The sequence below is a fragment of the Hyphomicrobium zavarzinii ATCC 27496 genome (genome assembly GCF_000383415.1).
Taxonomy (GTDB): Bacteria; Pseudomonadota; Alphaproteobacteria; order Rhizobiales; family Hyphomicrobiaceae; genus Hyphomicrobium_C; species Hyphomicrobium_C zavarzinii.
Map to the genome: position 1 here is coordinate 139,017 of NZ_KB911263.1, position 25,987 is coordinate 165,003.

The window sequence follows — 25,987 nt, forward strand, 5'->3', positions numbered from 1 at the left end:
GCGCGCCTGGACTAGACCTCACGCCCAGAGGCGGTTCGCGATCAGTGCCGCGACGTAGGCGATGAGGGCACAAGATGGGAACGTCAGCACCCAAGCCATGACGACCCTGCGCAGCACGCCCCAGCGTACGTCCGAAACACGCTTACCCGCGCCGACGCCGACAATCGCGCTCGTGATCGTGTGGGTCGTCGAGAGAGGAACACCGTAGAGCGAGGCCACGAAGATGGTGCTCGACGCGGAGGCCGTTGCCGCGAAGCCCTGCCAGGACGTGAGACGCGCCATCTTGTTGCCGATGGTCTCGATGATGCGCCAGCCGCCCGCGCTCGTGCCGATGCCCATGGTCACGGCGCAGATCAGTATCACCCACCAGGGGATCGAGAACTCGTCCGTCACCCCGCCCGCGAGCAGCGTGAGGGCAAAAACGCCCATGAACTTCTGCCCGTCGTTGAGGCCGTGATTGAAGGCCATGAAGGCCGCCGATCCCATCTGCAGGTAATCGAACGTGCGCTTGGCCCTGTGCGGAGACGCGTTCGCTGCGATCCGGATGATGATGCGAACGAGCAAGACCGCAATGATGAACCCGATGAGGATCGAGCAAACGAGGCCGATGCCGACCTTCTGCCACCCGTGCCATTGCAGCGCGTCGAACCCGCCGCCTGCGAAGCCCGCTCCGGCGAGCCCCGCCAGAAGGGCGTGCGACTTGCTGACGGGAATGCCGAGCTTGGCCGCCAGGGTCCCCCACGCGATGATCGCGACCATGGTCGAGGTGATGGCCGGGATCGTCATGGCGGACGGCGTGACGATGCCCTGCCCCACCGTCGTGGCGACGGCCGTACCGGACATGGCGCCGAGCGTGTTGAGCACGACCGCCATCAGAATAGCGGAGCGCGGCGTCATCACGCCGGTGGAGACCACCGTTGCGATGGCGTTCGGCGCATCCGTCCATCCATTGACGAATTCTGCGACGAGAACCGCAAGGAGAGCGATGACGACGCCCGTCGTCAACGCATCCATTCAAGCCTCCTTGCGGGCAAGGGAGAGGATCTGTCGGGCGACATGATTGGCGTCGTCGGTCATTTCTTCGAGAAGGTGAAAGAGCTGGTGCCAAGCGATGAAGCCGATGGCATTGGCGCCCGGTTGGCTGTACTCCGCCACGAGCATGTGCTCGACCCGCGAGACCAGCCGGTCTGCCTGCGCTTCGGCTTCATCGATGGTGCGCGCGATCTCGCGGACTTTCGCGAGCTTCAACCTCGGCTCTCCCAGCATGGCGACGAGCGCATGCAGACGCGAGACCATGTGATCGCTGAGCTGCATGAGCTCGATGGCTTCCGGCCGCAATTCGAGGACATGCATCCTGTAGATGTCGAGATGAATCGCGACCTTGCGCATTCCGTCGATGACGTTGTCAAGGTCGTCGGTCAGCCTCATCGAATCCGGAATGTCGAACCGCAGGATGAACGAGTTATCGAGGAGCTCGTGAATCTCTTCGACGAGCGCATCCGCCTTGTGCTCGAAGTCCACGATGCCGGGCAGATCGCGCGCCTGCGTCTCCAGGAAATGCTGCGAGCATTTGACGACGGTATCGGACAGATCTTGGAGAAGTGCTGCAAACCTCTCGTTGTTCGAAGGGCCGAACAGGTTCGCCAATGCGCCTTGTTTGATCGCCATTTGGCGTCCTTGGGTCAAGCAGCCGAAAAGTTGGTCGCTGCTGTTAACCCATGGCACTCTTGAGTGCAAGAATAGCACGGGGATTGAGTGAAATGTTGACGCAAAAGTAACACAAACGGAACGGCTGAGCCCTCGCCTGATCTGGATCTGCCGTTTGGGCATGTCAGCCATAAGCGGAGCCCAAACTGCGGAAAAACCCCAGTTCGCAGATGCACAATGATCTTCCGGATCGTGGGATGCGGGCGGTGGGTAAACCCGGAGGCGCCTGGGACGCTCTCAAGAGCTGTGGAAAGAGACTCCTAGCGGGCGGCCCCCCTCTCTCAGGCGCAGCCGCCACGCTCAAGGCCAATCAACCCGACGGTTTCCATTGCCCGGGCTGCGCCTGGGGGGCGATCCCGAGCACGGATCCTCGTTCGCATTCTGCGAGGACCGCGTCAAAGCAGTGGCCTGGGAGGCGACCGACAAGCGCGTGTCGCCGTCCTTTTTCCGGAGCCACACCGTCACCGCGCTGCGGACCTGAACCGATTGTGACCGCACCCAGCGCACGCGCCTCTCCCTGACAGACGAAGGAGCGCGGAGGGTCTTCCCGGCTGCCGTTTAAAAAAAAGCCCCCGGCCACCCCTCGGCTAGGATGGCCGGGCGCTGGCTTGACGCTCCGGTTCAGAACCGGAGGCTGCCGCCAAGCTTTCCGCCGATCCCGAGTTCTCCGTCGTTCTCGAAACCGAAGAGAATAGACGCGTCGAGATCCCAGTTGAAACCGTCGGACAGGGCAAGCCCCGCCGTGACCGAGCCGAACACGCCACTGTTGTCCAGCGAGGCAATACCCGCCGTGGCACCGATCCTCGGCGTAAGCAGCAGCCCGTCCTCGAGCAGATAGCGCCGCTCGAAATCCGCGCCTACGCTGACGCGGAACTGCTCCATGGTGAAACCAGGCAGCAGCAGCCTGTCGCCGGTCGCGTTGCCCACTCCGTAGTCCTCGACCTCCTCACTGAGATAGACGGTGCGAAGACGTGGCGTGAGCGTCGTCACCTCGTCGAGGCTCCACTCTCCTGAGATCTTCGCCGACCACATCCACCGCGTTGTATCGAACGAGCCGTCGAAGAACGTCGTGTCGATGTCGTTCGAGGAGCCGCCATAGAGAAGGCTGGTGTCGAAGAACACACCTGAGCCGATCTCGAGCGACGCATAAGGACCCGCAAGCCAGCCCGTACCCTTGAGCTCGGCATCCTCGTCGGTCGGATCCGTCATCCGGTCGACGTGCAGCGACACACCAACGAGCGCACGCGGCGACAGCAGATAGTCCGCGCCCACCGAAAGCATACCGAACGTGCCCCAATCGCCATCGGTCTCGTCACGCTTGTGGGCCATCAGCGTGCCATCCACCCAGACGTTGAACGCTTGCTGAGCGGACAGGCCACCACTCTGGGCTGCGCGCATCTCGGCAAGGCTCGTGGACATGCCGAGCATCATGCCGTTGCCATTCGGCGAGGCGAGCGTCGTCACCGCATCGCGCGCCTTGCCCATGCGGCGCCGCTCGATGAGTCCGGGAACCTTTACGTTGGACGCAACCAGGTTCTGCCGCGCCTGAACGAAACTGTGCACGTGACCGTCGATCTCCGCTGCAACGGCCGTGGGATCGAAGGAAACGTTGTAGGTCACGACGCCCATGTTGGACGTGCCCAGCGCGCTGATCAGCTTGAAGCCGACTTTCGCCGCGCCCGAATACCCATGGTTGGGTGTGAACTTCAGGTAGAACCCGAACGGGCCGGTTGGTCCCGCCTGCGCCAGCTCGCCCTGAATGATCCGGGCCGTGCCCGCGTTCGCCGGCTCCACCGTCACCACCTCGCCCGAGGTGAACGGCCCGCCAGTCGCACCGTTGTTGAGATAGACGTTTGGCGGCGTGCTGCCCGGCTGCACATCCACGCTCTTGTCGGAGACCGTGATCGATCTCTCGACGGCCTTCAGCGTGTACGAGGCCGAGCCCTGGAAGTACGCGTTGTCCTCGGCCGAGATGGTGAAGCTGTAGTCGCCCAGGGCGTTTTCAGCGAGGGTGCCGCTGACCTCGCCCGTCGAAACGTTGAGGATCAGGCCCGGAGGCAGCGCGCCCGCGGAGATCGAGAATATCGGCGTATTCGCTGCGTTGGCGTTTGTGGTGATGCCCGCCGCGTAGGTTTCACCCGCCATGCCGTCCGGCAGCGCGCCACTCGCGGGCGCGAAGGCGATGACGCCCGGCGCCGCGCGCATCAGCGTGATCGTGTAGTTTTGCGTCGTTGCACCGTCCTCCGCCGTGACCGCGACGGTGATCGTATTGGCACCCACGGAGAGCGCGACCGGCGTCGAGGGCGTGCCGTGCGTGACCATCGAGCCGTTGACCGTCGCCGAGGCGGCATAGTGGCCGATCCCCGCCGTGACCGTCACCGACGAGACCGGATTCGGAACCGTGGCGGAATAGCTGTACGTACTGCCGGAGAATGAAGGAGAGAGCGTCCCCTGGCTGAGACTGAGTGCGCTGAGCACAGCGGTGCTCGAAGGTGCGCGCACGACGTCGACGGTATAGGTCTTCGTCGTCGTGCCGTCTTGCGCCCGGACCAGGACGGCCACCGGATTGGATCCCACCGACATCGAGAGCATCGGCGAAGCCGTGCCGGAGGCAACCGCGTTCCCCCCGACCTCGACGGTTGAGTTCGCATCGGCAACGGTCGGCGTGATCGCGACCAGGGCGGCGGAGTTGGGAACCTCGACCGTATAGCTCGTTGTCCCGCTCGCGAACGCCGGATCGAGCGTTCCGCTGCTGATGCTCAGGGCGGAAAGATTTGCATCGGTGGAAGCCTCCCGGGTGACCTCGACCGTATACGTGTTGCTGGTCGTCCCATCCTCGGCTGTGACGCGCACCGCGATCGTGTTGGAGCCAAAGTTGAGCGCGATGGGCGCCGTGGCCACGCCGGACGTTACCGCCACATTGTCCACCGTCACCGTCGCATTGGCGTCATCGGTTGTGGGCGTCAGCGCGATGCTCGAAACGCTCGAAGCGACCGTCGCGACGTAAGAGGCCTGGCCGCTGGAAAACGCGGGCGACAGTGATCCCGCGCTCAGTGAAAGGTTCGCGAGATCGGCATTGTTCGAGCCCTCACGGGTCACGGTGACCGAGTAGGTCTTCTTCGTCGTGCCGTTCGCGGCCGTCACCTCGATGCTGATCACGTTCGAACCCACATCGAGCGCGATCGCGCTTGATGTGTCTCCGGAGGAAACCACCGTACCCTGCACCTTGATGGTCGCAGCCGCTGCACTGCTGGTTGGCGAGACCTGGAGGGACGAGACTGAATTGGAAACGGTCGCCGTATAGCTCGTCGTCCCGCTTGAAAATACGGGATCGAGTGTCCCGGACGTCAGCGCAAGCGCCGAGAGATTGGCGTTGGTCGGATCAGGAGCCCGCGTCACCACGACGGAATAGGTCTTGGTCGTCGTGCCATCTGCGGCCGTCACGACTGTATTGATCGTATTGGGACCGACATCCAGTGGAATCGCACCAGAAAGGGTTCCGGAGGTGACGGAAACTCCGTTCACTGTCACCGTCGAGTTAGGCAGAAAAACCGTCGGCCTCACCTTTGTCGTCGACGCCGAGTAAGGAAGCGACAGCGTGTAGCTCGTGATTGCCGACGAAAAGGCCGGGCTCATTCCGCTGGAGATGACGAGGTTCGATAGATCGGCATTCGGAGGCCCCGTCTCGCAAGTGATACTGAATGAAATGCTGCCGGAGGTGCCCACGGTTTGCACACGAAAGTTGCCCGAAGTGACGAGTAAGTCGCCACTTGTCACCGCGGCAATGCTTTCGGTGAGAGCGCTCAGCGACAGCTTCATCGTGCCAGAAACGCTTGTCACGCTGTAGCGGATGACTTCTCCGGGGGTGAAAGAGCTTCTGGAGTCGAAAACATTGCTGCCGGCGGGCTTCGCGATCGTCATGCCGCCGCCGTAGGTGGTGTTGATCGCATCACAATCGGCCGATGGCGCTGCAAAGGCCTGCCGCGGAGCGTGCGCCACGGCCATCGCCGCCAGCATCATCGCCAATGCGATCTTCAATCCCCGCGCGATCATGTGCCCCCCGGCATCGCTTGCGACTGCGCGAGCTGCACAGACCGCAGACAAACCACACCCGCTTCCGCGAACGCTGGTTCGCGGATCTGCGTCGACTGAATGTTGGAGTTCGCTTCCCTTCTACGCTCGGGATAGCCGGTCATGCCCCCGCACAAGTCGGGCCGATAAAGGCCCCAAAAAGACCGACTCACGCATAGACTGCTAAACACACCTAAGATTGGTCCTGACACCAGTCAATCGAAGTTTGGTAGTTGCACCAAACTTCGTAGTCACGCGTGCGAACAGGCTACGGCGCCCCTCAAGCTCCCTTAAGTGCCTGCAATCGCTTGCCGCCCAAGGCAATCTCGTGAATACATCGCGTCATGACTGCGACCTCCCAACCGCCGGGCAAGCCGAACCGCATGGGGGCGGCCACCCGCACGAAGATCATCGATGCGGCCATCGCCGTGCTGGCTGAGAAGGGCTTCTCCGGCTTCACGCTGCAGGCCGTCGCCGATCGCGCGGGCGTGTTCTACGGGAATGTCACCCACCACTACGCCACCCGTGACAAACTCGTCGAGGCCATGCTCGACGGCATCCTCGAGCGCTATCGGGCCCGCTTCGACGAGCTTGTGGCCTCCATTGAAGCCCAGCAGGAAAGCCCGATCCGCGCGCTCGTCACCTGGCTCGTCGACGATGCGGTATCACCGGAAACGGCCCCTGTCTTTCTCGAGCTCTGGGCCATGGCCACGCACAATCCGCAGGTAGCGGCAGGCTTGGCCCAGCTTTACGACAACGCCGTCGAGGTCTGCATGAAGTCGCTCGGCGTCTCGGTGCAGGCGGAAAAAGCGCGGCGCCTGCGCGATTCCCTCTACGTGCTCGGAACCGTGCTGGAAGGAAGCTCCTCGATCTTCTTCAATCGCGATCGGGAAAACGGGCTCTACACGGGCGTCCGCCGCGAAGCCATCGAGATGCTCGTTCCCTATCTCGAGCAGCGGCTCGCGGAAGCGAGAGACGGCGCCTAGCCTCATCGCACCTGCGCAACAAAAAAGACGGCGCGGGATGACCGCGCCGTCCGTGATGTGTCCTGTGTGACGCGCCGCTTTCGAAGCGGCCCGTGCGTTAGGCCGCACGCACCGTGGAAAGGAAGTTTTCCACCTGCGAGTGAAGGTTGCCGCTCTCGCTTGCAAGCTGCCGCGCGGAGGCGAGCACCTGCGAGGAGGCCGAGCCGGTGTGGGAAGCGCCGTTGGTCACGTCGGTGATGCTGCTTGCAACTTCCGACGTACCGCGCGCGGCTTCCATCACGTTGCGGCTGATCTCCTTCGTCGTGGCATCCTGCTCCTCGACGGCGGCAGCGATGGCAACCGAGATCTCGGAGATCATGTTGATCGTGTTCGTGATCTCCTTGATGGCATCGACGGCTTCACGCGTCGCGGACTGCATGCCCGAAACCTGCGAAGCGATCTCGTTGGTGGCCTTGGACGTCTGAGCGGCAAGCGCCTTGACCTCCTGGGCAACCACCGCGAAGCCCTTGCCCGCATCGCCGGCACGTGCAGCCTCGATGGTGGCATTGAGCGCCAGCAGGTTCGTCTGACCTGCGATGGTGTTGATCAGGCTCACGATGTCACCGATACGGTCAGCGGACTGCGACAGCGCATTCACCTGCTCGTTGGTCTTTGCCGCCTGGCTCACGGCCTGGCCGGCGATAGTGCTGCTCTCCTGAACCTGACGGCTGATCTCGGTCACCGTCGAAGCGAGCTGCTCGGAAGCCGCAGCAACCCCTTCCACGTTCGCCGAGGTCTGCTCGGAGGCCGCAGCCGCGCTGGTCGAGAGCGTCTGCGTGGTTTCGGCAGTCTTGGTGAGAGACAGCGCAGCGCCTTCGAGCTGGGTCGCAGTCGACGACACGGTCTGTACGATGCCGCCAACGGCACGCTGGAACTCCTCGGCGAGACGGTTCATCTCCGACTTGCGCTGAGCCGCGAGGGCTGCATCACGAGCCACCTTCTCTTCGGCCTCGATACGGGCCTTCTCCTGCAGGCTGTCGCGGACACGCATCACAGCCTTGCCGATCTGCCCGACCTCGTCCAGACGCTCGGCGCCCGGGATGGGCGTATCGAGATCGCCGGCCGCCATGCGGTCGAACGACGTGGAGAGCGCAGCCAGAGGCTTGCCGACGAAGCTGCGGAGCACGAAGAACATGAGACCGGCGATCAGCACGATGCAGGCCGCCGACAGCGCGAACATCGAACGCTGCGTGGTGGTAACCGTCGCCTGGAGCGTAGCAACCGGCACGCCGACCACGACCGCCCACATATCGCTCGTGCCGCCAGCCGAAACCGGAACGGCAAGGAAATGCCAGCCTTCGCCATCGGGACCGATGCCATCCATCGAGACCGACGTCTTGCTCTCGATCGCCTGCTTCGCGGCGTTCGCCGAGGGGGCGTCGAATTCGGAGAGCGCCTTGCCGACGGCAGCCGTGTTCGGATGCGTCACGGCGCGGCCGGCCGACGAGACCACGGTCACGAAGCCCGTGCCGAACGGCTTGATCTTCTGCATCTCGACGTTGAGGCTCTCGAGATTGATATCGACGCCGCCGACGCCCACAGTCTTGCCGTCGACCACGATCGGCACGCCGAACGAAGCGATCAGCACGTCACGGCCGTTGATCGGATAAAGGTAGGGCTCGATGGCCACCGCACGGTTCTGCTTGTAGGGCTGCTGGTAGTAATCGCCAGGGCCTTCCTTGGTGTAATCGACCAGAACGTCACGCGCGATCTTGCCGTCGGCACGGTTCCAGTAGGGGACGAAACGGCCGGTCGCATCATGGGCGGTGGCGCCCGCGAACTCCTTGTCCTTCCCGTCGAGAGCGTCAGGCTCCCAACCCGTCCAGGTACCGAGCAACTCAGGGTTCGTCTCGAGAAGCTGCTTGAGCGTCTGGTCGAGACCATCACGATCCACAATGCCCTTTGTTTTCATGGCAACGGAAACGGACGCGATATTCTGGGCCACCCGGGCGGCGACATCCAGTTTGCGGCTGGTATTCAAAGCCTCCACTTGACCGATTCCGGTCTGAATTTCGGCGTTCTGCTGATCCAGAACGTGCCCCGCATTCGAAGCGAGAAAATACGTTCCGATACCAAAAACAGTTGCGATCGTTGCAGCAGCGACGAGCGCGATTTTCACGGGAAGCGAATGCATATGCATGACAGTGACCCAAGAAGAAGCTGATAAAACATACATTTGCAGACATTTGATGGAAAAACGCTTAAACTTATAGCAGTCGGAAATTTTCTTTCATCGGACCGCGCGGGGCGGAACGGGCTAGGGCAACGCCCCGCCCTCACATCGCCCACGGGGGAATACGAAAAAAAAGAGAGAAACACGGATCTCCGGGAGAAAAAGGCCAAACAATGCGAGCCCGACGCGCACGCATATATAGAGTGTGAAAAAGGATGGATCGAAATGAAGGCCGAGCGAGACTGAAAAAGATTAGCCGCGATCGAGCGCGGCTCCGGCCACGGGTACCGGAGTTGCAGGCACCAGCGGCCCTTCCCAGTCGCGCCAGCCGTCCGTCCCCTCGGGGAACCAATAGAGAGTTGTATACCCGTACTCCGAAGCGCGCTTGGTCGCGTTCCAGCTCATCCAGCAATCCGCCTGGCAATAGAACACGAGCGCGCGCGCCCGGTCTCCCTGCGTCAGCCGGGCGAGTTCGTCCCTGAAGTAGGACTCCATCAGCGGCGTAAGCGCGCCAGCCCCGACGTCCGGAAGCCACGTGGAGCCCGGAATGTGCTCATGCTGCCGGAGCATGCGCCACCGCCCCGACGCCGTGTCGAGCCCGGCTCCGTTGGACGGCATGACATCGATCAGAAGAGCACTCTTCTCCGAGACGAGACGCTTCACCGCTTCGGAGTCGACGCGCGCGCCGCCCGGAACGCTCTCCGGCACAGGCGCGCGATAGCGCGAAATCCGATAGCCGGTCGCTGGATCGAAATTGTCCGCCGCATGCGCAAGCCCCGGCGCCGCGAGCATGGCGGCAACCAGCAGCCAGCACCGGCTCGATAACCGCGTCCCGCGCTCAGCGTGTCTCGGTCTCATGGGTTCCGGACGTGTGCGTCGGCATGGGGCGGACCGCCGCGCCCCAAGGATAGCGGCCGACCTTGATGGATTTGATGGGCTTGCGCGTGCCGGTATCGATCACCGTCACGTCGTTCGACACCCCGTTGGTGGTGAAGAGCATGTTCTCCTCGGGCGTCAAAGCGAGATGCCAGACGCGCTGCCCCACCAGCACGTAGTCGATCACCTTGAGCGTGCGCGTATCCACGATCGCCACGCGGTTCGCCGGCCCGAGCGCAATGAACGCGGTGCCGCCGTCACTCGTGATCCGGATGCCGACCGGCTGCACGGAATCGCGGGCAACACCCGGAATTTCGAAGGTGAGCCGCGTTTCCACTTCCCTCTTCGCCATATCGATGATGCTCACCGTGCCGCCGATTTCGGAAGACACCCAGAGCTTCGAGCCATCCGGCGAGAACTCGGCATGACGGGGACGCTGGTCCACGAGCACGTTCGCGACAACCTCGTTGGTCCGGGTGTCGATCATGTGCGCCATGTTGGTGGTCTCGGAGGTCGTGACCGCGATGCTATCGTCCGGCGACACTGCCATACCCTCGGGCTCCACGCCCACATCCACCTGCGCCACCACCTTCCGCGATGGAATGTCGACGATGGTGGTCACCGCATCGTCCTCGTTGGCGATGTAGAGACGGCGCCCGTCGTGCGAGACCGCGAACTGTTCCGGGTCAGCGCCCGACGGAAGATTGTGAAGCAGCGTCTCGCCCGCCGCATCATAGACCTGCACCGCGTTGTCGTCGCTCGCGCACACGTAGAATGTCTTGAAGTCACGCGCGAACGTGACCCCGCGCGGACGCTTGCCCACCTTGAATGTTCGCACGACCTGAAGCGACTTCGTCTCGATGACGGAGACGGTGTTGTCCTTCTCGTTCGAGATGTAGACCTCGTGCGCCGCCGCGTAGGGACAAGCGAGCAGCGAGGCAACGGCGCAGGCAAGGCTGATGTGGCGCATATCGGAACCCTTGGCAAACACGGGAATGCAGGGCGCGGCGCACACGAGTTTTGGCAGCCCGCTTAAGAAACGAGCATGACAAACGCAAAATCCCAGAGATATTCGACCATGGTACAATGCCCGACAAAGAAGGGACTTTTCTGATCCAATCGGGAAATTTGCACCAATGGGCAATATCGGTTCGCTCCGCGACCGACATAAGTTGCGCCTCCGCGAACCAACAAAGAAACGATGCGGGCAGGAAACCGGAGCGCTTTTGAATGTTTGTACGTCCTTTCGTGGCGGCCCTCGCCGCGGCAATTCTATTGATTGCGACTGACAACACGCGCGTGCTCGCCCACGGCGACGTGACGCCCCAGCCGATCGATACGGCCGGCCTCGAGCCGCTCGGCGAGGAATGGCGCAAAGAAAATCCCTACCGGGACAACGCAAAGGCCATCGAGATCGGCGAGTCCGGCTACACGCAGAATTGTGCGCGTTGCCACGGCCTCGAAGTGATTTCGGGCGGCCTCGCGCCTGACCTTCGTCATCTCGACAAGGGTCCGGTCGGCGACGAATGGTTCATGGAGCGCATCCGCCACGGCGCGAAGAAGACCGACGGCACCACCATCATGCCGGCCTTCGAGGGCACCTTCAGCCAGGAGGCCATGTGGGCCATCCGTGCCTACGTCGAGTCGAAATTCAGCGAGCAGTAAGCGCCGAACCCAAGGAGGGCCGTGAGTGTGACCCACTCGCTCCTTCATCGCTTCTCTACGGTGCTGCTGGGGGCTGTCCTGATCTCGAGCAGCGTAACGGCGCGCCCTCTCGACGAGGTCATCGCCGAGGGTACCTTGCGCGTCATCGCCTACCTCGACAACGCTCCGTTCTCCGAGGAGGAGAACGGCGTGCCGCGCGGAATAGATGTCGATCTCGCGCACGCCATCGCCCGCGAGCTCGGCGTCAAAGCCGAGGTTATCCTCAGGATGCAGGGCGAGAAAGCCGATGACGACTTGCGCGCCAACGTCTGGCGCGGCCCGCTGACCGGCGGCGGAACCGGCGACGTGATGATGCACGTGCCCATCGATCGCGAGTTCGCGCTCCGCAATCGCGAAGCGGTTCTCGGCAACGCGTATTTTCAGGAACGCGTCGCCGTGGCCATTCATCCCGAGCTGACCGGAACAAATCCCAACTTCGATGTTTTCAAGACGAAGAAGATCGGCGTGCAGCTCGCGACGGTTGCCGACTACTTTCTAATGACCTACGAAGATGGAGCGCTCATCTCCAACGTTTCGCATCATGTGAAACCGGAGTTGGGAGCACGCGAGTTCATTTCGAAGGATACGGCCGCATTGATGGGGGTTCGTTCGAAAATCGAATCCCTCCTTCATCGCGACGGCATGAAGCCCACGCTGGTGGAACCGCCGATGCCCGGCATCGTTCGAACCGACTGGCTCGTCGGCATGGCGTGGAAGGAGAACAGCCGCGATCTCGGATACGCGATCGAGGCCGCCTTGAAGCGCTTGCGCGAAACCGGCGAACTATCCCGCATGTTCGAAGCCCACGGCGTCACCTACGTGCCGCCACCTCCACCGCCCTAGGACACGCACATGATGCGCACGGCTTTCTTCCTGCTCTTTCTCGCAACCAGCTTCGGCATTGCATCGGCGGCACCGCCGCAGGATCCTCTGCAATCTCCGAACTGGCAGGATATGGCCGAGCGGCTTCTCTCGGGACACGCCATCGAGTTCGACGAGCGCGTGAAGATCAGCGTGCCGTCGACCGTTGAAAATCAGGCTCAGGTACCTGTCACCGCCGACGCGCGCGCACTTCCGAACGTCGTGAAGATGATCGTGTTCGCCGATCTCAACCCGATCCAGCACGCGCTCACGCTAACGCCCGGCCAAGCCGCTCCCTTCATCTCGTTCCGCATGAAGATCGAGCAGGCAACGCCGATCCGCGCGGCCGCGCTGACGAGTGACGGGGTCTGGCACGTGGGCGGCATCTTCCTCAACGCAGCGGGCGGCGGATGCTCGGCTCCCGCGGTCGGGCGCGGCGAAGCCTCCTGGTCGGAAACGCTCGGCCAGGCAAGCGGACGCCTCTGGCGCGAAGCGGACGGCTTCTCGCGCCTGCGCTTCCGCATTCGCCATCCGATGGACACCGGCCTCGCGAAGGACAACACGCCCGCCTATTACATCGAGCGCATGGAGTTCAAGGGAAACAAGGGCGAGCCGCTTGCCTTGCTCGAGATGTATGAGCCCGTGAGCCAGGATCCCACGCTCACGCTGCTGGTTCGCCTGCCCGCGGGCGACACCGCGCTCGACGTGCAGGGACGCGACAACAACGGCGCCATCTATCGCTCCTCCGTTCCGGCTCCCTGGCGGCAGAGCATCCTCGCACCTACGAAGCAGCTTCTCGAGCAGGGACCCGCACGATGCTGACCCGCCGCAACGCGCTGAAACTCGTTGCCGGAGCAGCGAGCCTTCCCCTGCTTCCGAGCAAAGCGCACGCCGCGCCCCTCACCTACGAGCTGCGTCCCGAAAAGCTAGAGCAGGGCATCTGGATGGTGCCCGGTGCACAGCAGGCCATCACGCAGGAGAACGGCGGGGCCATCGCCAACATCACCATTCTCGACTCGTCCGCCGGCGCCATCGTCGTCGATACCGGTCCGTCGCTCCGCTACGGCGAGGCGCTCCTCAAGCTCGCCCAGGAGCTGACCGGCAAAAGCGTGGCGCGTGTGTACCTCACGCATTTCCATCCCGATCATTGCTTCGGAAACCAAGCCTTCGATCCGGCCCTCATCGCCACCACGCAGGGTGTTGTCGACGGCATGAAAGCCCTCGGCGAAGGATTTTCCGATTCCATGTATCAAACCGTCGGCGACTGGATGCGCGGTACCGAGGTCGTTCTGCCTAAGGTCATCCTCTCCGCTCCGGTCGAGGATTTCGGTGATCGCCGCATCCGGGCTCTGCCGATGCGCGGTCACACCGCATCCGATCTCGTCCTGTTCGACGAGGTCTCGGGCGTCTTGATCTCAGGCGACCTCGTGTTCCTGGACCGCGCGCCGACCACGCCGCACGCCGATTTTGAGCGCTGGCGCATCAGCCTCGCGAACCTGGGAGGAATTCCACACAATCGTCTCATCCCCGGCCACGGACCAGCCGAGCCCGGCGATCGCGGAATCCGCCAGACGCGCGAATGGCTCGAAGGCATCGAAGCCATGATCAGGGATGCCTTCGACCGCGGCCTCGACATGAACGAGGCCATGGCGCTGCCACTGCCGAAATGGGCCGAGAATATTGCGGTTTCTCGTTACGAGTACGAGCGCAGCGTGATGCATCTTTATCCGAAGCTCGAAGCCGAAAAACTTCCGCGCGTGGATCAGAAATCCTGACGCAATTGACATTTCACAAAGCTGCGACTTTAGGCGAATAGACCAATTGCCAATTATTCCCGACTTCAAGCTCGAATAACGTCCTCTTCGACCTGCATTCTTCCCATTTCGTAGCGGGAAATAATCCGGAAGCAGGTGGGAAACGCAACAAGAAGGGGATCCCAATGAAGTCCTGGAAAGTTTTGATCGCGCCAAGTGTGTGCGCGATGCTCGCAGGCTTGGCTGCACCTGCACTCGCCGACGTTTCAATCGAAGACATTGTGAACGACGCGACCACGACGAACGACGTGGTCACCTCTGGCCTTGGAACGCAGGGCCAGCGTTACAGCCCGTTGAAGACCATCAACGCCGACAACGTCGCGCAGCTCGTGCCCGCCTGGGCCATGTCGCTCGGCGGCGAGAAGATGCGCGGCCAGCAGGCGCAGGCTCTCGTCAAGGACGGCGTGCTCTACGTTACCGGCTCCTACAGCCGCATGTGGGCCGTGGACGTGAAGACCGGCCGCGAGCTCTGGCAGTACGATCATCGCCTGCCCGAAGGCATTCTGCCGTGCTGCGACGTCGTCAATCGCGGTGCAGCCCTCATCAACGACAAGGTGATCTTCGGCACGCTCGATGCCAAGCTCGTCGCCCTCAACCAGAAGACCGGCAAGGTCGTCTGGACCAAGGAGATCGACGACTACAAGGGCGGCTACTCCTACACCGCAGCCCCCCTCATCGTTCCTTCCAAGGCACACGGACCCATCGTGGTGACCGGCGTCTCGGGCGGCGAGTTCGGCATCGTCGGCCGCGTCGAAGCGCGAAAGGTCGATGACGGCGAGCTGGTCTGGTCGCGCCCGACCATCGAAGGCCACGTCGGCACGCTCAACGGCAAGCCCTCGACGATGACCGGCAAGCAGGGCGAGACCTGGCCGGGCGATCTTTGGAAGACGGGCGGCGGCGCCACCTGGCTCGGCGGCACCTACGATCCCGAGACCAACCTGATCTTCGTGGGCGCGGGCAACCCGGCTCCCTGGAACAGCCACATGCGCCCGGGCGACAACAAGTGGTCGTGCTCGCGCATCGCGATCGATCCCGAGACCGGCAACATCAAGTGGGGCTATCAGACCACGCCGAACGACGGCTGGGACTATGACGGCGTGAACGAGGTGGTCTCTTTCGACCTCAACGGCACCAAGGCCGTGGCCACGGCCGACCGCAACGGCTTCTTCTACGTGCTCGGCCGCGAGGACGGAAAATTCATCTCCGCGACGCCGTTCGTCGAGCAGATTTCCTGGGCCAAGGAGATCGGCAAGGACGGCCGTCCGGTGTTCGATCCCGCGAACCGCCCGGGCGATCCGAAGAAGGCCGCTGATGGCAAGAAGGGCTCGTCGATCTTCGCCGTGCCGAGCTTCCTCGGCGGCAAGAACCAGCAGCCGATGGCCTACAGCCCCGACACCAAGCTCTTCTATGTGCCCGCCAACGAGTGGGGCATGGATCTCCACAACGAGCCCGTCACCTACAAGAAGGGCGCGGCCTACCTCGGCGCTGGCTTCACCATCAAGCCGATCTTCGAGGACCACATCGGCGCGCTGAAGGCCGTCGATCCGGCCACGGGCAAGATCGTGTGGACTTACAAGAACAGGGCGCCGCTGTGGGGCGGCGTGCTGACGACCGGCTCGAACCTTGTGTTCTTCGGCACGCCCGAAGGCGAGCTCAAGGCCCTCGATGCCACGGACGGCAAGCAGCTTTGGAGCTTCAACACCGGCTCGGGGATCGTCGCTCCTCCGATCACCTGGGAGCAGGACGGCGAGCAGTACGTCTCCGTTCTGTCGGGCTGGGGTGGTGCAGTGCCTCTTTGGGGTGGCGAGGTCGCCAAGACCGTCGCCAACCTGAATCAGGGCGGCATGCTCTGGACGTTCAAGCTTCCTAAGAAGCTGGCCGAAGCCAAATAACGACGTCTCTTCCTCCTCTCCTCCGGGGCGGGCCGCTTCTGGCGTCCTGCCCCCTTTTCTTTTCGAGGAGCTTCACGCCATCATGGCGCATCCCATCCGTCGCCCGCAGCCGTCATGAGCATGCCACCGCCCGCCGCTCTCTCCGCGAGATCACGCATCTCGGTGCGCTACGCACTGGCGTTCGCCGCCCCGGCCTTGATTGCACTATGGGCCGTCTCGTCGGCAACGGCCCAGGCACCGGCCGAGATCGATACGGCTCTGGTCCTTGCCGTCGACGTTTCAGACTCTGTGGACGAGGCCCGTTACAGGCTTCAGATGGAAGGCATCGCCCGCGCCATCGAGGACCCCGCCGTGCTCGACGCCATCACCGGCGGAGCGAAAGGCGCCATCATGCTCTCGCTCGTCGCCTGGGCGGACGACGCGAAGCTCGCGATGCCCTGGCAGTTGATCCGAAATCAGTCCGACGCATTCGAGGTGGCACGGCGCGTTCGCAGCCTCCCCCATCACTCCGGCCAATACACCTGCCTCGCCCGCATGCTGCGGAGCGTCGAATCCGAAACGATGCCGGCTCTTCCCGCCCGCGCGGACCGCGTTGTCATCGACGTCTCCGGCGACGGCATCGACAATTGCGAGGTCTCCGCCGCTTCCAACACGGCACGCGACACGCTCGTGAAAGGCGGCGCAACGCTCAACGGATTGCCGATCATCGTGGCGGGCGAGAACGACGTCGTGGGCGCGGGAACCTTCCGCAGGCCTGGCTTCGCATTCGAAGACCTGGGGCTCGACCGCGATAGCACCACGCTTGACGCATGGTACAACGCCCACGTCGTCGGCGGGCCGGGAAGCTTCATCTCGCCCGCTGACGGATACGAGGACTTCGGCCGCTCCTTCCGGCGCAAGTTCATCACCGAGATCAGCGCGCCGGCTTCAACGCCCCTTCATCTCACGCCCTCCGCCAGACGCGCCTTGAGCGCCGCGTCGAACCGCGACGACATGAAGAGCCACAGCCCCGCAACCGGGATCGAAGCGAGCGCGACGGCCGCGAGCGGCAGCCCCATCGCCTTCGTGAGCCCGTTGAACACCGCCCCCGACAGCGCATCTCCTCCGCGATAGATCACGGTGTCGATGAAGTTCTGCGCCTTGTAGCGCTCATCCGCGTCGACGGCCGTGTAGAGAACCTTGGTTGCAGGATTGGAGAGCGCGAATGCGGCCACCCGCTCCGCCACCATGATCGCCGCTACCACATGAAGCTCGGGCCATGCGGCGTAGATCGCGAGCCCGAGCACGGTCAGCGCGGGCAGCACCGAGGCCGCCGCGCTGACGCCAAGCCAAGACATCACCCGCCCGGCGAGAAACACCTGCACCAGCACCGTGAGGATGCTTGTGATCAGGTCCCGCTCGGCAAAGAACTGGACACGGGCCGTCGCATCCGCAATCGTCTCGCCCGCGAGCCGTGACTGCTCGAGATAGAAGAAGGTCGAAAGCAGGTTGGCGATCAGCACATACCCCGCAATACGCAGAAGGTAGCTGTCGCGCACGACGCGCTCCGCGCCCGAGAGAAGCGTGCGCAGCGTGGGCGGCTCGTCGAGCGCAGCACTCTCCGGCGCAGAGCGAATCGCCACCCCGCGCAGCCAAACCGAAAGCGCAGCCGCCACAACGAAAATCAGAGCCGCAATCAGCAGAAGGTTCTCCTGCCCGACGATCCGGACCAAGCCGTTCGCGGCGAACGGGCCGAGAACCGCCCCCGTCGTGCCACCCGCCGCGATGAAGCCATAGAGGCGCTTTGCCTGCGCGCTGTCGTAGATGTCCGACATCAGGATCCAGAACAGCGAGACGACGAACAGGTTGAAGACGCTGCCGAACACGAAGAAGGCGCCACCGAGCGCGCCGGTCCCGTCCGCGCGTAGCGCCGCCCAGAAGAACAGCATGAGCCCGACGAAGAAGGCATACACGCCGGGCAGCACCGCCTTGCGCGGCACCCGCGCCACAACCCAGCCAAACACGGGAACGGCGGCGAGCATCGCGAGAAACACCAGCAGGAACCAGAGCTGGCGCTGATCCGCGGTCGCTTCCGCGCTGATGTTCTCGCGCACCGGGCGGATGAGGTAGTATCCGCCGAGCACCAGCGCGAACGTCACGAACGATCCCAGCGCCGCGACCACCTCGGACCGTTCGACATCCACGGCACGCCGCAGGAGTTTGTGCACGAGCGAGCGCTCCGGCACCGGCGCCTCGTCTAGATCCATCTGATTTGCCCCCTCTGCGCGGCCCCTTCGCGGAACCTCGCATGTCTCGCGCGAGAGAGCTAGCGGGCTCGGCGAGCGGCCGCCCGAGCCTCAGCCAGTACCGTTGGCGGCATCTGGCTCGGCCCAGCTCACGCCAATCTTCTCCCGCCATCCGAACCGCACCAGATGGTCCTCTACGATCAGCTTCACGCGGGTAAGCTCAGGCTCCGTGCCTGCCTCGCAGCGCACCACCAGCTCGTCGCCCGCCGCTGTCATCAGGCACAGACCCGGGCGGAAATCGACGCGGCCTTGCTTGTCGTCGTATTCGGCCGGCGTCTTGTGCGCGAAATGCTTGCAGAGCTGAATAAGATAGCGGCTCGCCTTTTCGGACGTCACCCGCGCTTCTGCAATGTACATGTCCCGAGCCTCCCCGCTCATGGCAGTGCTAGCTGAATAGGTGAAACGGCCAGCCGGTCGAGCTGGCCGTTCCCTTAAGTGCAGCGGCTGGGCAGCTCGTTGATCTCGCCCGGCAGCAGCCCTATGCCGGTCAGAACTCGACCTTGCCCGAGAGCAGGAACGTCCGGCCCTGGTTGGCGATCGGCACCAGCGTTCCGCCGAACGCGTTCGCCCGGTCGATGTAGTAGGTGTCGAACAGGTTCAGCACATCGGCACGAAGCGTCAGGCTCTGAGCGAAGTTCGGGACCCACTGGGCGTAGATGTTGTGAACGTCATAGCCCTCGAGAACCCCATACGGGCCTCCGGGACCCGGCACGAACTCCAGGTCGTCGTAGTCGAACACGATCTGCGACAGGAAGCCGACCGCCAGCCCCGTGTTCGCGAACTCGTAATGGCCGTATATCTTGAGCTGGTCGCCGATGGGCGTGCCATAGTACCAGCTCGTGGTCGTCAACGGCCCGTCTCCGTACTCGGTGACCGCATGGATGTAGTTGGCGCCGATCGTGCCGGAGCGCCACGAATAGCGCGCCGAGACGTCCACGCCGCGGGTTTCGATGTCGTCGTCGTTCACGACCACCGCGCAGCTGGGGCAGACCGGATCCTGGATGCGCGTGTTGAAGTAGCTGGCCTCGATCAGGAGGCCGCTCTCCGAGAACTGCAGACCGGCCTTGTAGCTTTCCGAGTTCTGCGGATCTAGTCCCGGGGCGTACGCCGAGGGATTGTTAGGCCGCAGCAGCATCGCCTCGTAGAGCGGAATGCCGCCGAAGCTGTAGCCGTAGGATGCCTTCGCCGTGATCTGACGCGTGAGGTCGTACTCGAGCGCGATGTTGGGGCTCACCCCGCTCGTGTCGAGATCGCTCCCATCCGCGGCTTCGAGCCTGTTGGCGTCCGCACGCAGACCGGTCGAGACGCGCAGATGCTCGATCGGCTCGAAGCGGTACTGCACATAAGCGCCGAAGTTGGTGAGCGTCTCGCCGAAGCGGCCCGCAAAATTCACGTGCATGTTGGAGGGATGCACGGTCGTCGTCTCGTCACGATAGAAGTCCACGCCCGCCGTGAGCTTTCCGGGGCCGACCACGAAGGTGTTCTGCACCTTTCCGCCGATGCTCTCGATATCGACAGTGCCGTAAGCGGTGCATCCGAAGCTGGCCGCCGCCACGCCGCACACCCCGGCCGGCCGGCGCCGCTCGAGCTGGCTGTCGTTGTAATAGAAAGAAACCTCGGGATCGTACCAGGCCGTCGGCCGGGTCGTGCTGTACTGGAACGTGTAGGTATCGCGCTCGGAGATCGCGAACGCGGGACCAAAGCCCGGATGCAGCACGCTGAGGTTGGTGCGGAATGGGCGAAGGCCCTCGTCGCTGATGTGTTCCGCTGACGCCGAGAAGCGATGCCCATCGGCCGACTCATAGGCCAGCTTGCCAAGGTAGTTCACGAGATCGACATCCGTCGCGGCCACGATGTTGCCGCGGCCGTCCTCGTAAGCATCCCCGTCCGATCCCGACGCATAGCCGAGGATCTCGAAGCCATTGCTCTTTCCGTAGGCGGCGCCACTCTTCTTGAACACGTTCGCATTGGTATCGTAGCTGAGCTCGGCAAAGCCGCCGAGCTTTTGGCCCTCTTTCAGAAGGTCGGAGACGTCTTTCGTCGTGTAACGGATGGCGCCGCCCAGCGCGTTGGGGCCAGCGTCTGCGCTCGAGACACCCGCATCGACGGCAACGCCCTTCAGCATTGAGGGATCGATGACGTTGTTCCCGTTGTGGTGGAAGCCGTTGCGCTGCGCCTGCCGCGCGCCGTCGATCTGCACATTGAGCATCGTCTCCTCAATGCCATGCACGTAGACCTTGGTGCTCGATTGCGTGGTACCGCCCGCCGTGACCGCCGTCTCGCGGGAATAGAGATCCTGGATGTTCTGCGGCTGCGTCCGCGCCAGCTCCCCTTGCGTGATCGTGACATCAGCCCCCTTGCCCAGCGGACCTTTGACGGTCACCTGATCGACTGGTAGCTCGGCGGACGATTCCGGCTCGGCCACAGCTTCGAGAGGCGCGGGAGCGGGCGCTTTCTTCTTTGCCTTGCTCTTGGCAGGCTTGGCAGCTTCGACCGTGATCGGCGGCAGCGGCTGACTTTTGTCAGCCGCGCTCTGAGCCTGTGCGGCGCCGGGCGCAGCCAACATCAAGGCAACCAGCGATAATCCGTACCCGCCAGCGGCCCCCCGGCCGGCTGAGCGCACTCCGCATCCAACTTTAGTCATTCCAGTCCCCCAAATACCCCAGTCACTCTGCATAACCTTGACTGTTACTTTCAAGTTTATAAGTTGGGGCCTAGCATGCCCAGCGGCGATGCCTTTGCGCGATCGCCAAAGGTTTTTGACGAAACAGCGGTTTTCCGGTCGTCCGTTAGAAACGAACACGGATGCCGGTATCAAAGCCGGGGGGCGGAACGGACGAGCGCCGGACCGACACGTTCGGGGGAAAGTAGATGGCCATCACCACAGACGTATCGAGGGGATGCGAGCGCCCGCAGGTGAGCTGTGCGGAGATCTCGCGCCAGATGCACCACGCCGGCACCGACCACACGTTCATCCGGCCGGATCTCGAACCCAGCGACAACGCGATCGAGGGCCGCTTCCTGCTCTGCCGCCTCAAGTCCGGCATCGTGCTCCACGCGACCGAGATCAGGGATCTGCACGAGATGACGACGCAGCTCGTCGCCGGGCCGGACCTCACCTTCTTCGTCGTGCTGGATGGCCTCGTCGACTTCTCCATCGACAACCGCCAGTTTCTCGCTGCGGACCGCCGCAACGCCCTGCGGAATGCCGACTGCAGCGCGCTGATGCTGACGGAACACGCCGTCATGACACGCCGCGCTCATAAGGGCGACCGCACCCGCAAGGTCACCGTCTCCGTCGATGGAGACTGGCTCGCGGAGATGGCCGACGGCAGCAACGGACAGCGTCTGCGCCAGTTCACGACGTCGCATCTCTCGCACGCCACCTGGCGGGCCTCCCCGCGCCTGCTCGCGCTGGCCGAGCAGATCCTCAATCCACCCGACCACTGCACCGTTCTCAGGGACATGTACATCGAAAGTCGCAGCATCGAGATGATCGCCGAAGCCGTCTCGACCCTCGGCGGCGAGGACGCGCCCGCAATCACCACCGGGCTCGCGACACGCGATGCCCGCAAGGCGCGGGCGGCGCGCGACTACATCGAGGCCAATCTCGACAAGGTGCTGAGCCTCCCGGAGATCGCGCGCGAGATCGGCGTGAGCCCCACCTCGCTGCAGCGCCGCTTCAAGGCGGCATACGGAACCACGGTTGTCGATTTCCTGCGTGCACGAAAGCTCGACAAGGCGCGCGACGCACTCGAACGCGACGGCCTCAGCATCGGAGAAGCCGCCTTCCTCGCCGGTTATTCGAACCCGGCCAACTTCACCACTGCATTTCGCCGCGCCTTCGGCATCCTGCCCAAGGCGATCAAGCGCTAGCAGAGCGCGGCCCTGCCTCTCATCCAACCGAAAGGAAACCTCGTGATCGGTCTCATCTGCGTGCGCTGGCACAAGATCCGCGTGAGTGCCCTCGCGGCAGCCTGCCTCGCCCTGATCGGTCTCGCTGCGCCCGCCCGGGCCGAGCCAGTCGTCGTCAAACACGTGCAAGGCGAGATCACGCTGCCGGCAAGGCCCCAGCGCGTCGTCACGCTCGACTTCACCTCACTGGAGACGCTCGACGCGCTCGGCGTGCCCGTCACCGGAGTGATCGGAACGCTGCTGCCCGATCACCTCGCGAAGTACAAGGACGCAGCCTACGTCAAGGCCGGGACCCTGTTCGAGCCAGACTACGAGGCCATTAACGCCATCAAGCCGGACCTGATCATCGTCGCCGCCCGCTCCGGGCCGAAGCTTCCCGAGCTCGCCAGGATCGCGCCGACCATCGATCTCACGGTCGACGAAGCCAACTATGTGGCGAGCGCGCTTGCCAACGCGCGCACCCTCGGACGCATCTTCGGCAAGGAAACCGAGGTCGAGGCCCTGATCGGCAAGCTCGAAGCCTCGATTGCGGCCTTGCGCACGAAATCTGCAACCGCCGGCAAAGGCCTCATCGTTCTGACCACCGGCGGAAAGATGAGCGCCTACGGCCCCGTCTCGCGCTTCGGCGCCGTGCATCGCGATTTCGGCTTCGCGCCGGCTGTCGAGAGCCTCGATAAGGCGGTGCACGGACAAGGCATCTCTTTCGAGCTGATCCTCAAAGCGAACCCCGACTGGCTGTTCGTGATCGACAGAGACCTCGCCGTGGGACGCACCGGACAACCCGCAGCCCAGTTGCTCGAAAATCCCCTCATCGCCCGCACCACGGCCTGGCAGAAGAAGCAGGTCGTCTATCTCGATCCCGTGCGCTGGTATCTCGTGGGCGGCGGCTTGCCGTCGCTTCAGAACTGCGTCGAGCAGATCGCCCAGGCGATCGAACGGAAATAGCACCCGCCGCCCCGTCCGCCAAACTATCGAGCGAACACCGCCATGCTCCCCATCGCCCTGGGCATCGCCATCGTCGTGAGCCTCGCGCTCACGAGCCTGTTCATCGGCGCAAGCGACGTGACCCTTTCCACGTTGCTCGAATCCGGATGGCAGGACGGCCCCATGCAGGTCCTTCTCATCAGCCGGCTTCCGCGAACGCTTGCGCTTATTCTCGCAGGTACCGCGATGGCGGTTTCAGGCACCCTCATGCAGATGCTAGCCCGCAATCGCTTTGCCGAGCCGTCAACCGTGGGAACGGTCGAAGCCGCGAAGCTCGGCTTTCTTACCGTGCTCATCGCAGCTCCCGGCGCGCCCATCTTCGTAAAGCTGATCGTGGCATCCATCTTCGCCCTCGCCGGAACCGCGATCTTTCTTCGCATCCTCCAGCGGCTCCCCCTGCACTCGACCCTCATCGTGCCGCTCATCGGCATCCTTCTCGGCGGCGTCATCAACGCGGTCGCAACCTTCATCGCCTACCGGTTCGAGCTGATCCAGTCGCTCGAATCCTGGAGCACGGGCGACTTCTCGATGATCCTGAGCGGCCGCTACGAGTTGCTCTGGCTCGCGTTCGCCTTGACCGTGATCGCCTATCTCATGGCCGATCGTTTCACCGTCGCCGGCATGGGGCGGGATTTCACCGTCAATCTCGGGCTCGACTATCGCTCGGTCGTCTCTATGGGCTTGATCATCGTCTCGGTGGTGACGGCCGTCGTCGTCGTAACCGTCGGCATGATCCCCTTCCTCGGGCTCGTGGTGCCGAACCTCGTAAGCCTCACCCTGGGCGACAACGTCCGGCGCACCGTGCCATGGGTGGCGCTCCTCGGCGCGGGGCTCGTGCTCGCCTGCGACATCGCCGGACGCCTGATCAACGCGCCTTACGAGATCCCCATCGGGACCATGCTCGGCGTCGTGGGCAGCGCCCTCTTCCTCCATCTCCTGTTGCGCAAACATGCTCGCCTGGCTTGATCCCGCCCACCGCCGCCCGCTGCAGGTCATCGCGGCGCTCGCCGTCGCCACCCTGCTCGCCGCCGTCGCGTTCATGACGGTCGGCGCCAAAGGTCAATGGGATTTCGTGCTTCCCTTCCGCGGCACCAAGCTCGCGGCCATGGCGCTCGTGGCCTACGCCATCGCCGTCTCAACCGTCCTGTTCCAGACGGTGACCGCCAACCGCATCCTCACCCCATCGATCATGGGATTGGACTCCCTCTACATCCTGATCCAAACGAGCCTCGTCTTCGCGGTCGGCAGCTCCCGCGTCACGACACTCGGCCCGCAGGCGCTGTTTCTCACCCAATGCGCCGCCATGATCGCCTTCTCCTGGATGCTATACCGCGCGCTGTTCTCGGGCCGCATGCAGAGCCTGCATCTGGTTCTTCTGGTGGGGCTCGTGCTCGGCGTTCTCTTTCGCAGCCTCTCGAACCTTATGCAGCGCATCATGGCGCCGAACGAGTTCGTGGTGCTGCAGGACCGCCTCTTCGCCAACTTCAACACCGTGCACAGCGACGTGCTGCTCATCTCAGCCGTCGCTCTCGTCGCCGCCACGTTGCTCGGCTGGCGCCACCTTCGCACCTTCGACGTGCTGGCGCTCGGACGCGACGCCGCCATCAGCCTCGGCGTGGACTACAAGGCGACCGTGACACTGATCCTCGTGATCGTGTCCGTCCTCGTCTCGGTCTCGACCGCCCTCGTCGGCCCGGTTACCTTCTTTGGCTTGCTCATCGCGAGCCTCGCTTATCAGATCACCGGCTCATCCAAACATATCCATGTTCTGCCGGTGGCCATCCTGCTCGCCATCCTCACCCTCGTCGGAGGCCAGATCGTCCTCGAGCGGGTGTTCGCCTTCGAAACCGCCCTCAGCATCATTATCGAGTTCGCTGGCGGCATCGCCTTCATCATTCTCACCCTTAGAAGTGCACAACGATGATCGAGACAAAGGCCCTGACGAAGAGCTACGGCAGCGCCGTTGTCGTCGACAACGTCTCGCTCAGCCTCCCGCGCGGCGGCATCACGTCCATCATCGGCGCGAACGGAGCGGGCAAGTCAACGCTGCTCGCGCTCATCAGCCGCCTGCTGACGCCGACAGCCGGTTCGGTCACGGTCGATGGCCTCGATGTTGCAACCACCGCCGGGGACGTGCTCGCGCGCCGCCTCTCGATCCTGCGGCAGGACAACCACATCGCCGCCCGCCTCACCATTCGCGATCTCGTGGCCTTCGGGCGTTACCCTCATTCCAAAGGCCGCATGACCGCCGAGGACCAGAGGATGGTCTCGGAAGCCATCAGCTATTTGGCGCTCGACGACATCGCGGACCGCTTTCTGGACGAGATCTCCGGCGGCCAGCGCCAGCGGGCCTTCGTGGCCATGGTTCTGTGCCAGAACACCGACTACGTGCTGCTCGACGAACCCTTGAACAATCTCGACATGAAGCACGCGGTCGGCATGATGAAGCTGTTGCGGCGCATCGCCGATGACCTGAAAAAGACCTTCGTCATCGTCATCCACGACATAAATTTCGCATCCATCTATTCGGACCGCATCGTGGCCATGCGAGATGGCATCGTCGTGCGCCAGGGCTCGCCTGCGGAGATCGTGAGAACCGACGTTCTGCGTGAGATCTTCGGCATAGACATCGCCATCCACGAGGTCGATGGCCACCGCGTGGGGCTGTACTACCTCTAGC

20 protein-coding genes and 2 pseudogenes are annotated in these 25,987 nt (G+C 63.5%); 13 read left to right on the forward strand and 9 right to left on the reverse strand.

Features of this window, described 5'->3' with window-relative positions; translation table 11 throughout:
- Positions 1–18: 18 nt before the first annotated feature.
- Both F812_RS0120250 and F812_RS0120255 read right to left on the reverse strand, forming a co-directional pair.
- Positions 19–1,014 (reverse strand): inorganic phosphate transporter, encoded by a 996-nt coding sequence (locus F812_RS0120250; RefSeq protein ID WP_020087809.1) that lies wholly within the window; start codon positions 1,012–1,014, stop codon positions 19–21.
- Positions 1,015–1,668, reverse strand: a complete 654-nt coding sequence (locus tag F812_RS0120255; RefSeq protein WP_020087810.1) for a DUF47 domain-containing protein — start codon at positions 1,666–1,668, stop codon at positions 1,015–1,017.
- A 209-nt stretch (positions 1,669–1,877) separates the two neighbouring features.
- Between F812_RS0120255 and F812_RS26220 the strand changes: the two are divergent.
- A pseudogene (locus F812_RS26220) lies at positions 1,878–2,182 on the forward strand (CbbBc protein); the annotation flags it as partial.
- Between the two features lie 146 nt (positions 2,183–2,328).
- Here F812_RS26220 and F812_RS25765 read toward each other — a convergent pair.
- On the reverse strand, positions 2,329–5,760 hold the full coding sequence (locus F812_RS25765; RefSeq protein ID WP_020087811.1) for a cadherin-like beta sandwich domain-containing protein: 3,432 nt from the start codon (positions 5,758–5,760) through the stop codon (positions 2,329–2,331).
- 362 nt (positions 5,761–6,122) lie between these two features.
- Here F812_RS25765 and F812_RS0120270 point away from each other — a divergent pair, with 362 nt between their 5' ends.
- Positions 6,123–6,764 carry a TetR/AcrR family transcriptional regulator gene (locus F812_RS0120270; RefSeq protein WP_083929281.1) on the forward strand — a complete coding sequence of 214 codons (642 nt, stop codon included), beginning with the start codon at positions 6,123–6,125 and terminating at the stop codon, positions 6,762–6,764.
- Positions 6,765–6,861: 97 nt separating this feature from the next.
- On the opposite strand, the gene F812_RS27080 is transcribed toward F812_RS0120270, so the two are convergent.
- The 3 genes from F812_RS27080 to F812_RS0120285 form a co-directional block, all read right to left on the reverse strand.
- The gene (locus F812_RS27080; protein WP_020087813.1) at positions 6,862–8,943 is read right to left on the reverse strand and encodes a methyl-accepting chemotaxis protein; all 2,082 of its coding nucleotides are present in this window, start codon (positions 8,941–8,943) and stop codon (positions 6,862–6,864) included.
- 285 nt (positions 8,944–9,228) lie between these two features.
- Entirely contained in the window at positions 9,229–9,834 is a 606-nt protein-coding gene (locus tag F812_RS0120280; protein WP_156827574.1) for a rhodanese-like domain-containing protein, read from the reverse strand.
- Positions 9,815–10,822, reverse strand: coding sequence for a YVTN family beta-propeller repeat protein (locus F812_RS0120285; RefSeq protein ID WP_040498971.1), 1,008 nt, complete (start codon positions 10,820–10,822; stop codon positions 9,815–9,817). Before F812_RS0120285 ends, F812_RS0120280 begins: the two co-directional genes overlap by 20 nt.
- A gap of 260 nt (positions 10,823–11,082) precedes the next feature.
- Between F812_RS0120285 and pedF the strand changes: the two genes are divergently transcribed.
- From pedF to F812_RS26225, 6 genes are all read left to right on the forward strand, one after another.
- The gene (gene pedF, locus F812_RS0120290) at positions 11,083–11,517 is read left to right on the forward strand and encodes a cytochrome c-550 PedF (protein ID WP_020087816.1); all 435 of its coding nucleotides are present in this window, start codon (positions 11,083–11,085) and stop codon (positions 11,515–11,517) included.
- A 27-nt stretch (positions 11,518–11,544) separates the two neighbouring features.
- The gene (locus F812_RS0120295; RefSeq protein ID WP_020087817.1) at positions 11,545–12,399 is read left to right on the forward strand and encodes a substrate-binding periplasmic protein; all 855 of its coding nucleotides are present in this window, start codon (positions 11,545–11,547) and stop codon (positions 12,397–12,399) included.
- 9 nt (positions 12,400–12,408) lie between these two features.
- Positions 12,409–13,239, forward strand: coding sequence for a quinoprotein dehydrogenase-associated SoxYZ-like carrier (locus F812_RS0120300; RefSeq protein ID WP_020087818.1), 831 nt, complete (start codon positions 12,409–12,411; stop codon positions 13,237–13,239).
- A complete protein-coding gene (locus F812_RS0120305; protein ID WP_020087819.1) occupies positions 13,233–14,192 on the forward strand; it encodes a quinoprotein relay system zinc metallohydrolase 1 in 960 nt (319 codons plus the stop codon). Before F812_RS0120300 ends, F812_RS0120305 begins: the two co-directional genes overlap by 7 nt.
- Positions 14,193–14,356: 164 nt before the next feature.
- Positions 14,357–16,123, forward strand: coding sequence for a PQQ-dependent methanol/ethanol family dehydrogenase (locus F812_RS0120310; protein ID WP_198011245.1), 1,767 nt, complete (start codon positions 14,357–14,359; stop codon positions 16,121–16,123).
- Positions 16,124–16,237: 114 nt separating this feature from the next.
- Entirely contained in the window at positions 16,238–17,236 is a 999-nt protein-coding gene (locus F812_RS26225) for a DUF1194 domain-containing protein (protein ID WP_026868311.1), read from the forward strand.
- Between the two features lie 47 nt (positions 17,237–17,283).
- Here F812_RS26225 and F812_RS27230 read toward each other — a convergent pair.
- The 3 genes and pseudogenes from F812_RS27230 to F812_RS24850 form a co-directional block, all read right to left on the reverse strand.
- Positions 17,284–18,369, reverse strand: a pseudogene (locus F812_RS27230) (NTP/NDP exchange transporter); the annotation flags it as partial.
- A 90-nt stretch (positions 18,370–18,459) separates the two neighbouring features.
- Entirely contained in the window at positions 18,460–18,765 is a 306-nt protein-coding gene (locus F812_RS0120325; RefSeq protein ID WP_020087824.1) for a DUF2218 domain-containing protein, read from the reverse strand.
- 130 nt (positions 18,766–18,895) lie between these two features.
- Positions 18,896–20,974, reverse strand: coding sequence for a TonB-dependent receptor domain-containing protein (locus F812_RS24850; RefSeq protein WP_020087825.1), 2,079 nt, complete (start codon positions 20,972–20,974; stop codon positions 18,896–18,898).
- 305 nt (positions 20,975–21,279) lie between these two features.
- On the opposite strand from F812_RS24850, the gene F812_RS0120335 reads away from it, so the two are divergent.
- The 5 genes from F812_RS0120335 to F812_RS0120355 are packed head-to-tail and all read left to right on the forward strand — an operon-like array spanning position 21,280 to position 25,986.
- Positions 21,280–22,284: a helix-turn-helix transcriptional regulator gene (locus F812_RS0120335; protein ID WP_020087826.1), complete on the forward strand. Its 1,005-nt coding sequence runs from the start codon at positions 21,280–21,282 to the stop codon at positions 22,282–22,284.
- A 42-nt stretch (positions 22,285–22,326) separates the two neighbouring features.
- Complete coding sequence (locus tag F812_RS0120340) at positions 22,327–23,268, forward strand: siderophore ABC transporter substrate-binding protein (protein ID WP_020087827.1); 942 nt, start codon at positions 22,327–22,329, stop codon at positions 23,266–23,268.
- Between the two features lie 42 nt (positions 23,269–23,310).
- Entirely contained in the window at positions 23,311–24,273 is a 963-nt protein-coding gene (locus tag F812_RS0120345; protein ID WP_020087828.1) for an ABC transporter permease, read from the forward strand.
- On the forward strand, positions 24,257–25,231 hold the full coding sequence (locus F812_RS0120350; protein WP_020087829.1) for an iron chelate uptake ABC transporter family permease subunit: 975 nt from the start codon (positions 24,257–24,259) through the stop codon (positions 25,229–25,231). The genes F812_RS0120345 and F812_RS0120350 overlap by 17 nt, the downstream gene beginning before the upstream one ends.
- Positions 25,228–25,986 (forward strand): iron ABC transporter ATP-binding protein, encoded by a 759-nt coding sequence (locus F812_RS0120355; RefSeq protein WP_020087830.1) that lies wholly within the window; start codon positions 25,228–25,230, stop codon positions 25,984–25,986. Before F812_RS0120350 ends, F812_RS0120355 begins: the two co-directional genes overlap by 4 nt.
- Position 25,987: the final 1 nt, after the last annotated feature.

Coding starts and splice junctions, on each gene's coding strand:
- F812_RS0120250 (WP_020087809.1), bottom strand. CDS start 1,014: ATGGATGCGTTGACGACGGGCGTCGTCATCGCTCTCCTTGCGGTTCTC.
- F812_RS0120255 (WP_020087810.1), bottom strand. CDS start 1,668: ATGGCGATCAAACAAGGCGCATTGGCGAACCTGTTCGGCCCTTCGAAC.
- F812_RS25765 (WP_020087811.1), bottom strand. CDS start 5,760: ATGATCGCGCGGGGATTGAAGATCGCATTGGCGATGATGCTGGCGGCG.
- F812_RS0120270 (WP_083929281.1), top strand. CDS start 6,123: ATGACTGCGACCTCCCAACCGCCGGGCAAGCCGAACCGCATGGGGGCG.
- F812_RS27080 (WP_020087813.1), bottom strand. CDS start 8,943: ATGCATATGCATTCGCTTCCCGTGAAAATCGCGCTCGTCGCTGCTGCA.
- F812_RS0120280 (WP_156827574.1), bottom strand. CDS start 9,834: ATGAGACCGAGACACGCTGAGCGCGGGACGCGGTTATCGAGCCGGTGC.
- F812_RS0120285 (WP_040498971.1), bottom strand. CDS start 10,822: ATGCGCCACATCAGCCTTGCCTGCGCCGTTGCCTCGCTGCTCGCTTGT.
- pedF (WP_020087816.1), top strand. CDS start 11,083: ATGTTTGTACGTCCTTTCGTGGCGGCCCTCGCCGCGGCAATTCTATTG.
- F812_RS0120300 (WP_020087818.1), top strand. CDS start 12,409: ATGATGCGCACGGCTTTCTTCCTGCTCTTTCTCGCAACCAGCTTCGGC.
- F812_RS0120305 (WP_020087819.1), top strand. CDS start 13,233: ATGCTGACCCGCCGCAACGCGCTGAAACTCGTTGCCGGAGCAGCGAGC.
- F812_RS0120310 (WP_198011245.1), top strand. CDS start 14,357: ATGAAGTCCTGGAAAGTTTTGATCGCGCCAAGTGTGTGCGCGATGCTC.
- F812_RS26225 (WP_026868311.1), top strand. CDS start 16,238: ATGAGCATGCCACCGCCCGCCGCTCTCTCCGCGAGATCACGCATCTCG.
- F812_RS0120325 (WP_020087824.1), bottom strand. CDS start 18,765: ATGTACATTGCAGAAGCGCGGGTGACGTCCGAAAAGGCGAGCCGCTAT.
- F812_RS24850 (WP_020087825.1), bottom strand. CDS start 20,974: ATGTTGGCTGCGCCCGGCGCCGCACAGGCTCAGAGCGCGGCTGACAAA.
- F812_RS0120335 (WP_020087826.1), top strand. CDS start 21,280: ATGGCCATCACCACAGACGTATCGAGGGGATGCGAGCGCCCGCAGGTG.
- F812_RS0120345 (WP_020087828.1), top strand. CDS start 23,311: ATGCTCCCCATCGCCCTGGGCATCGCCATCGTCGTGAGCCTCGCGCTC.
- F812_RS0120350 (WP_020087829.1), top strand. CDS start 24,257: ATGCTCGCCTGGCTTGATCCCGCCCACCGCCGCCCGCTGCAGGTCATC.
- F812_RS0120355 (WP_020087830.1), top strand. CDS start 25,228: ATGATCGAGACAAAGGCCCTGACGAAGAGCTACGGCAGCGCCGTTGTC.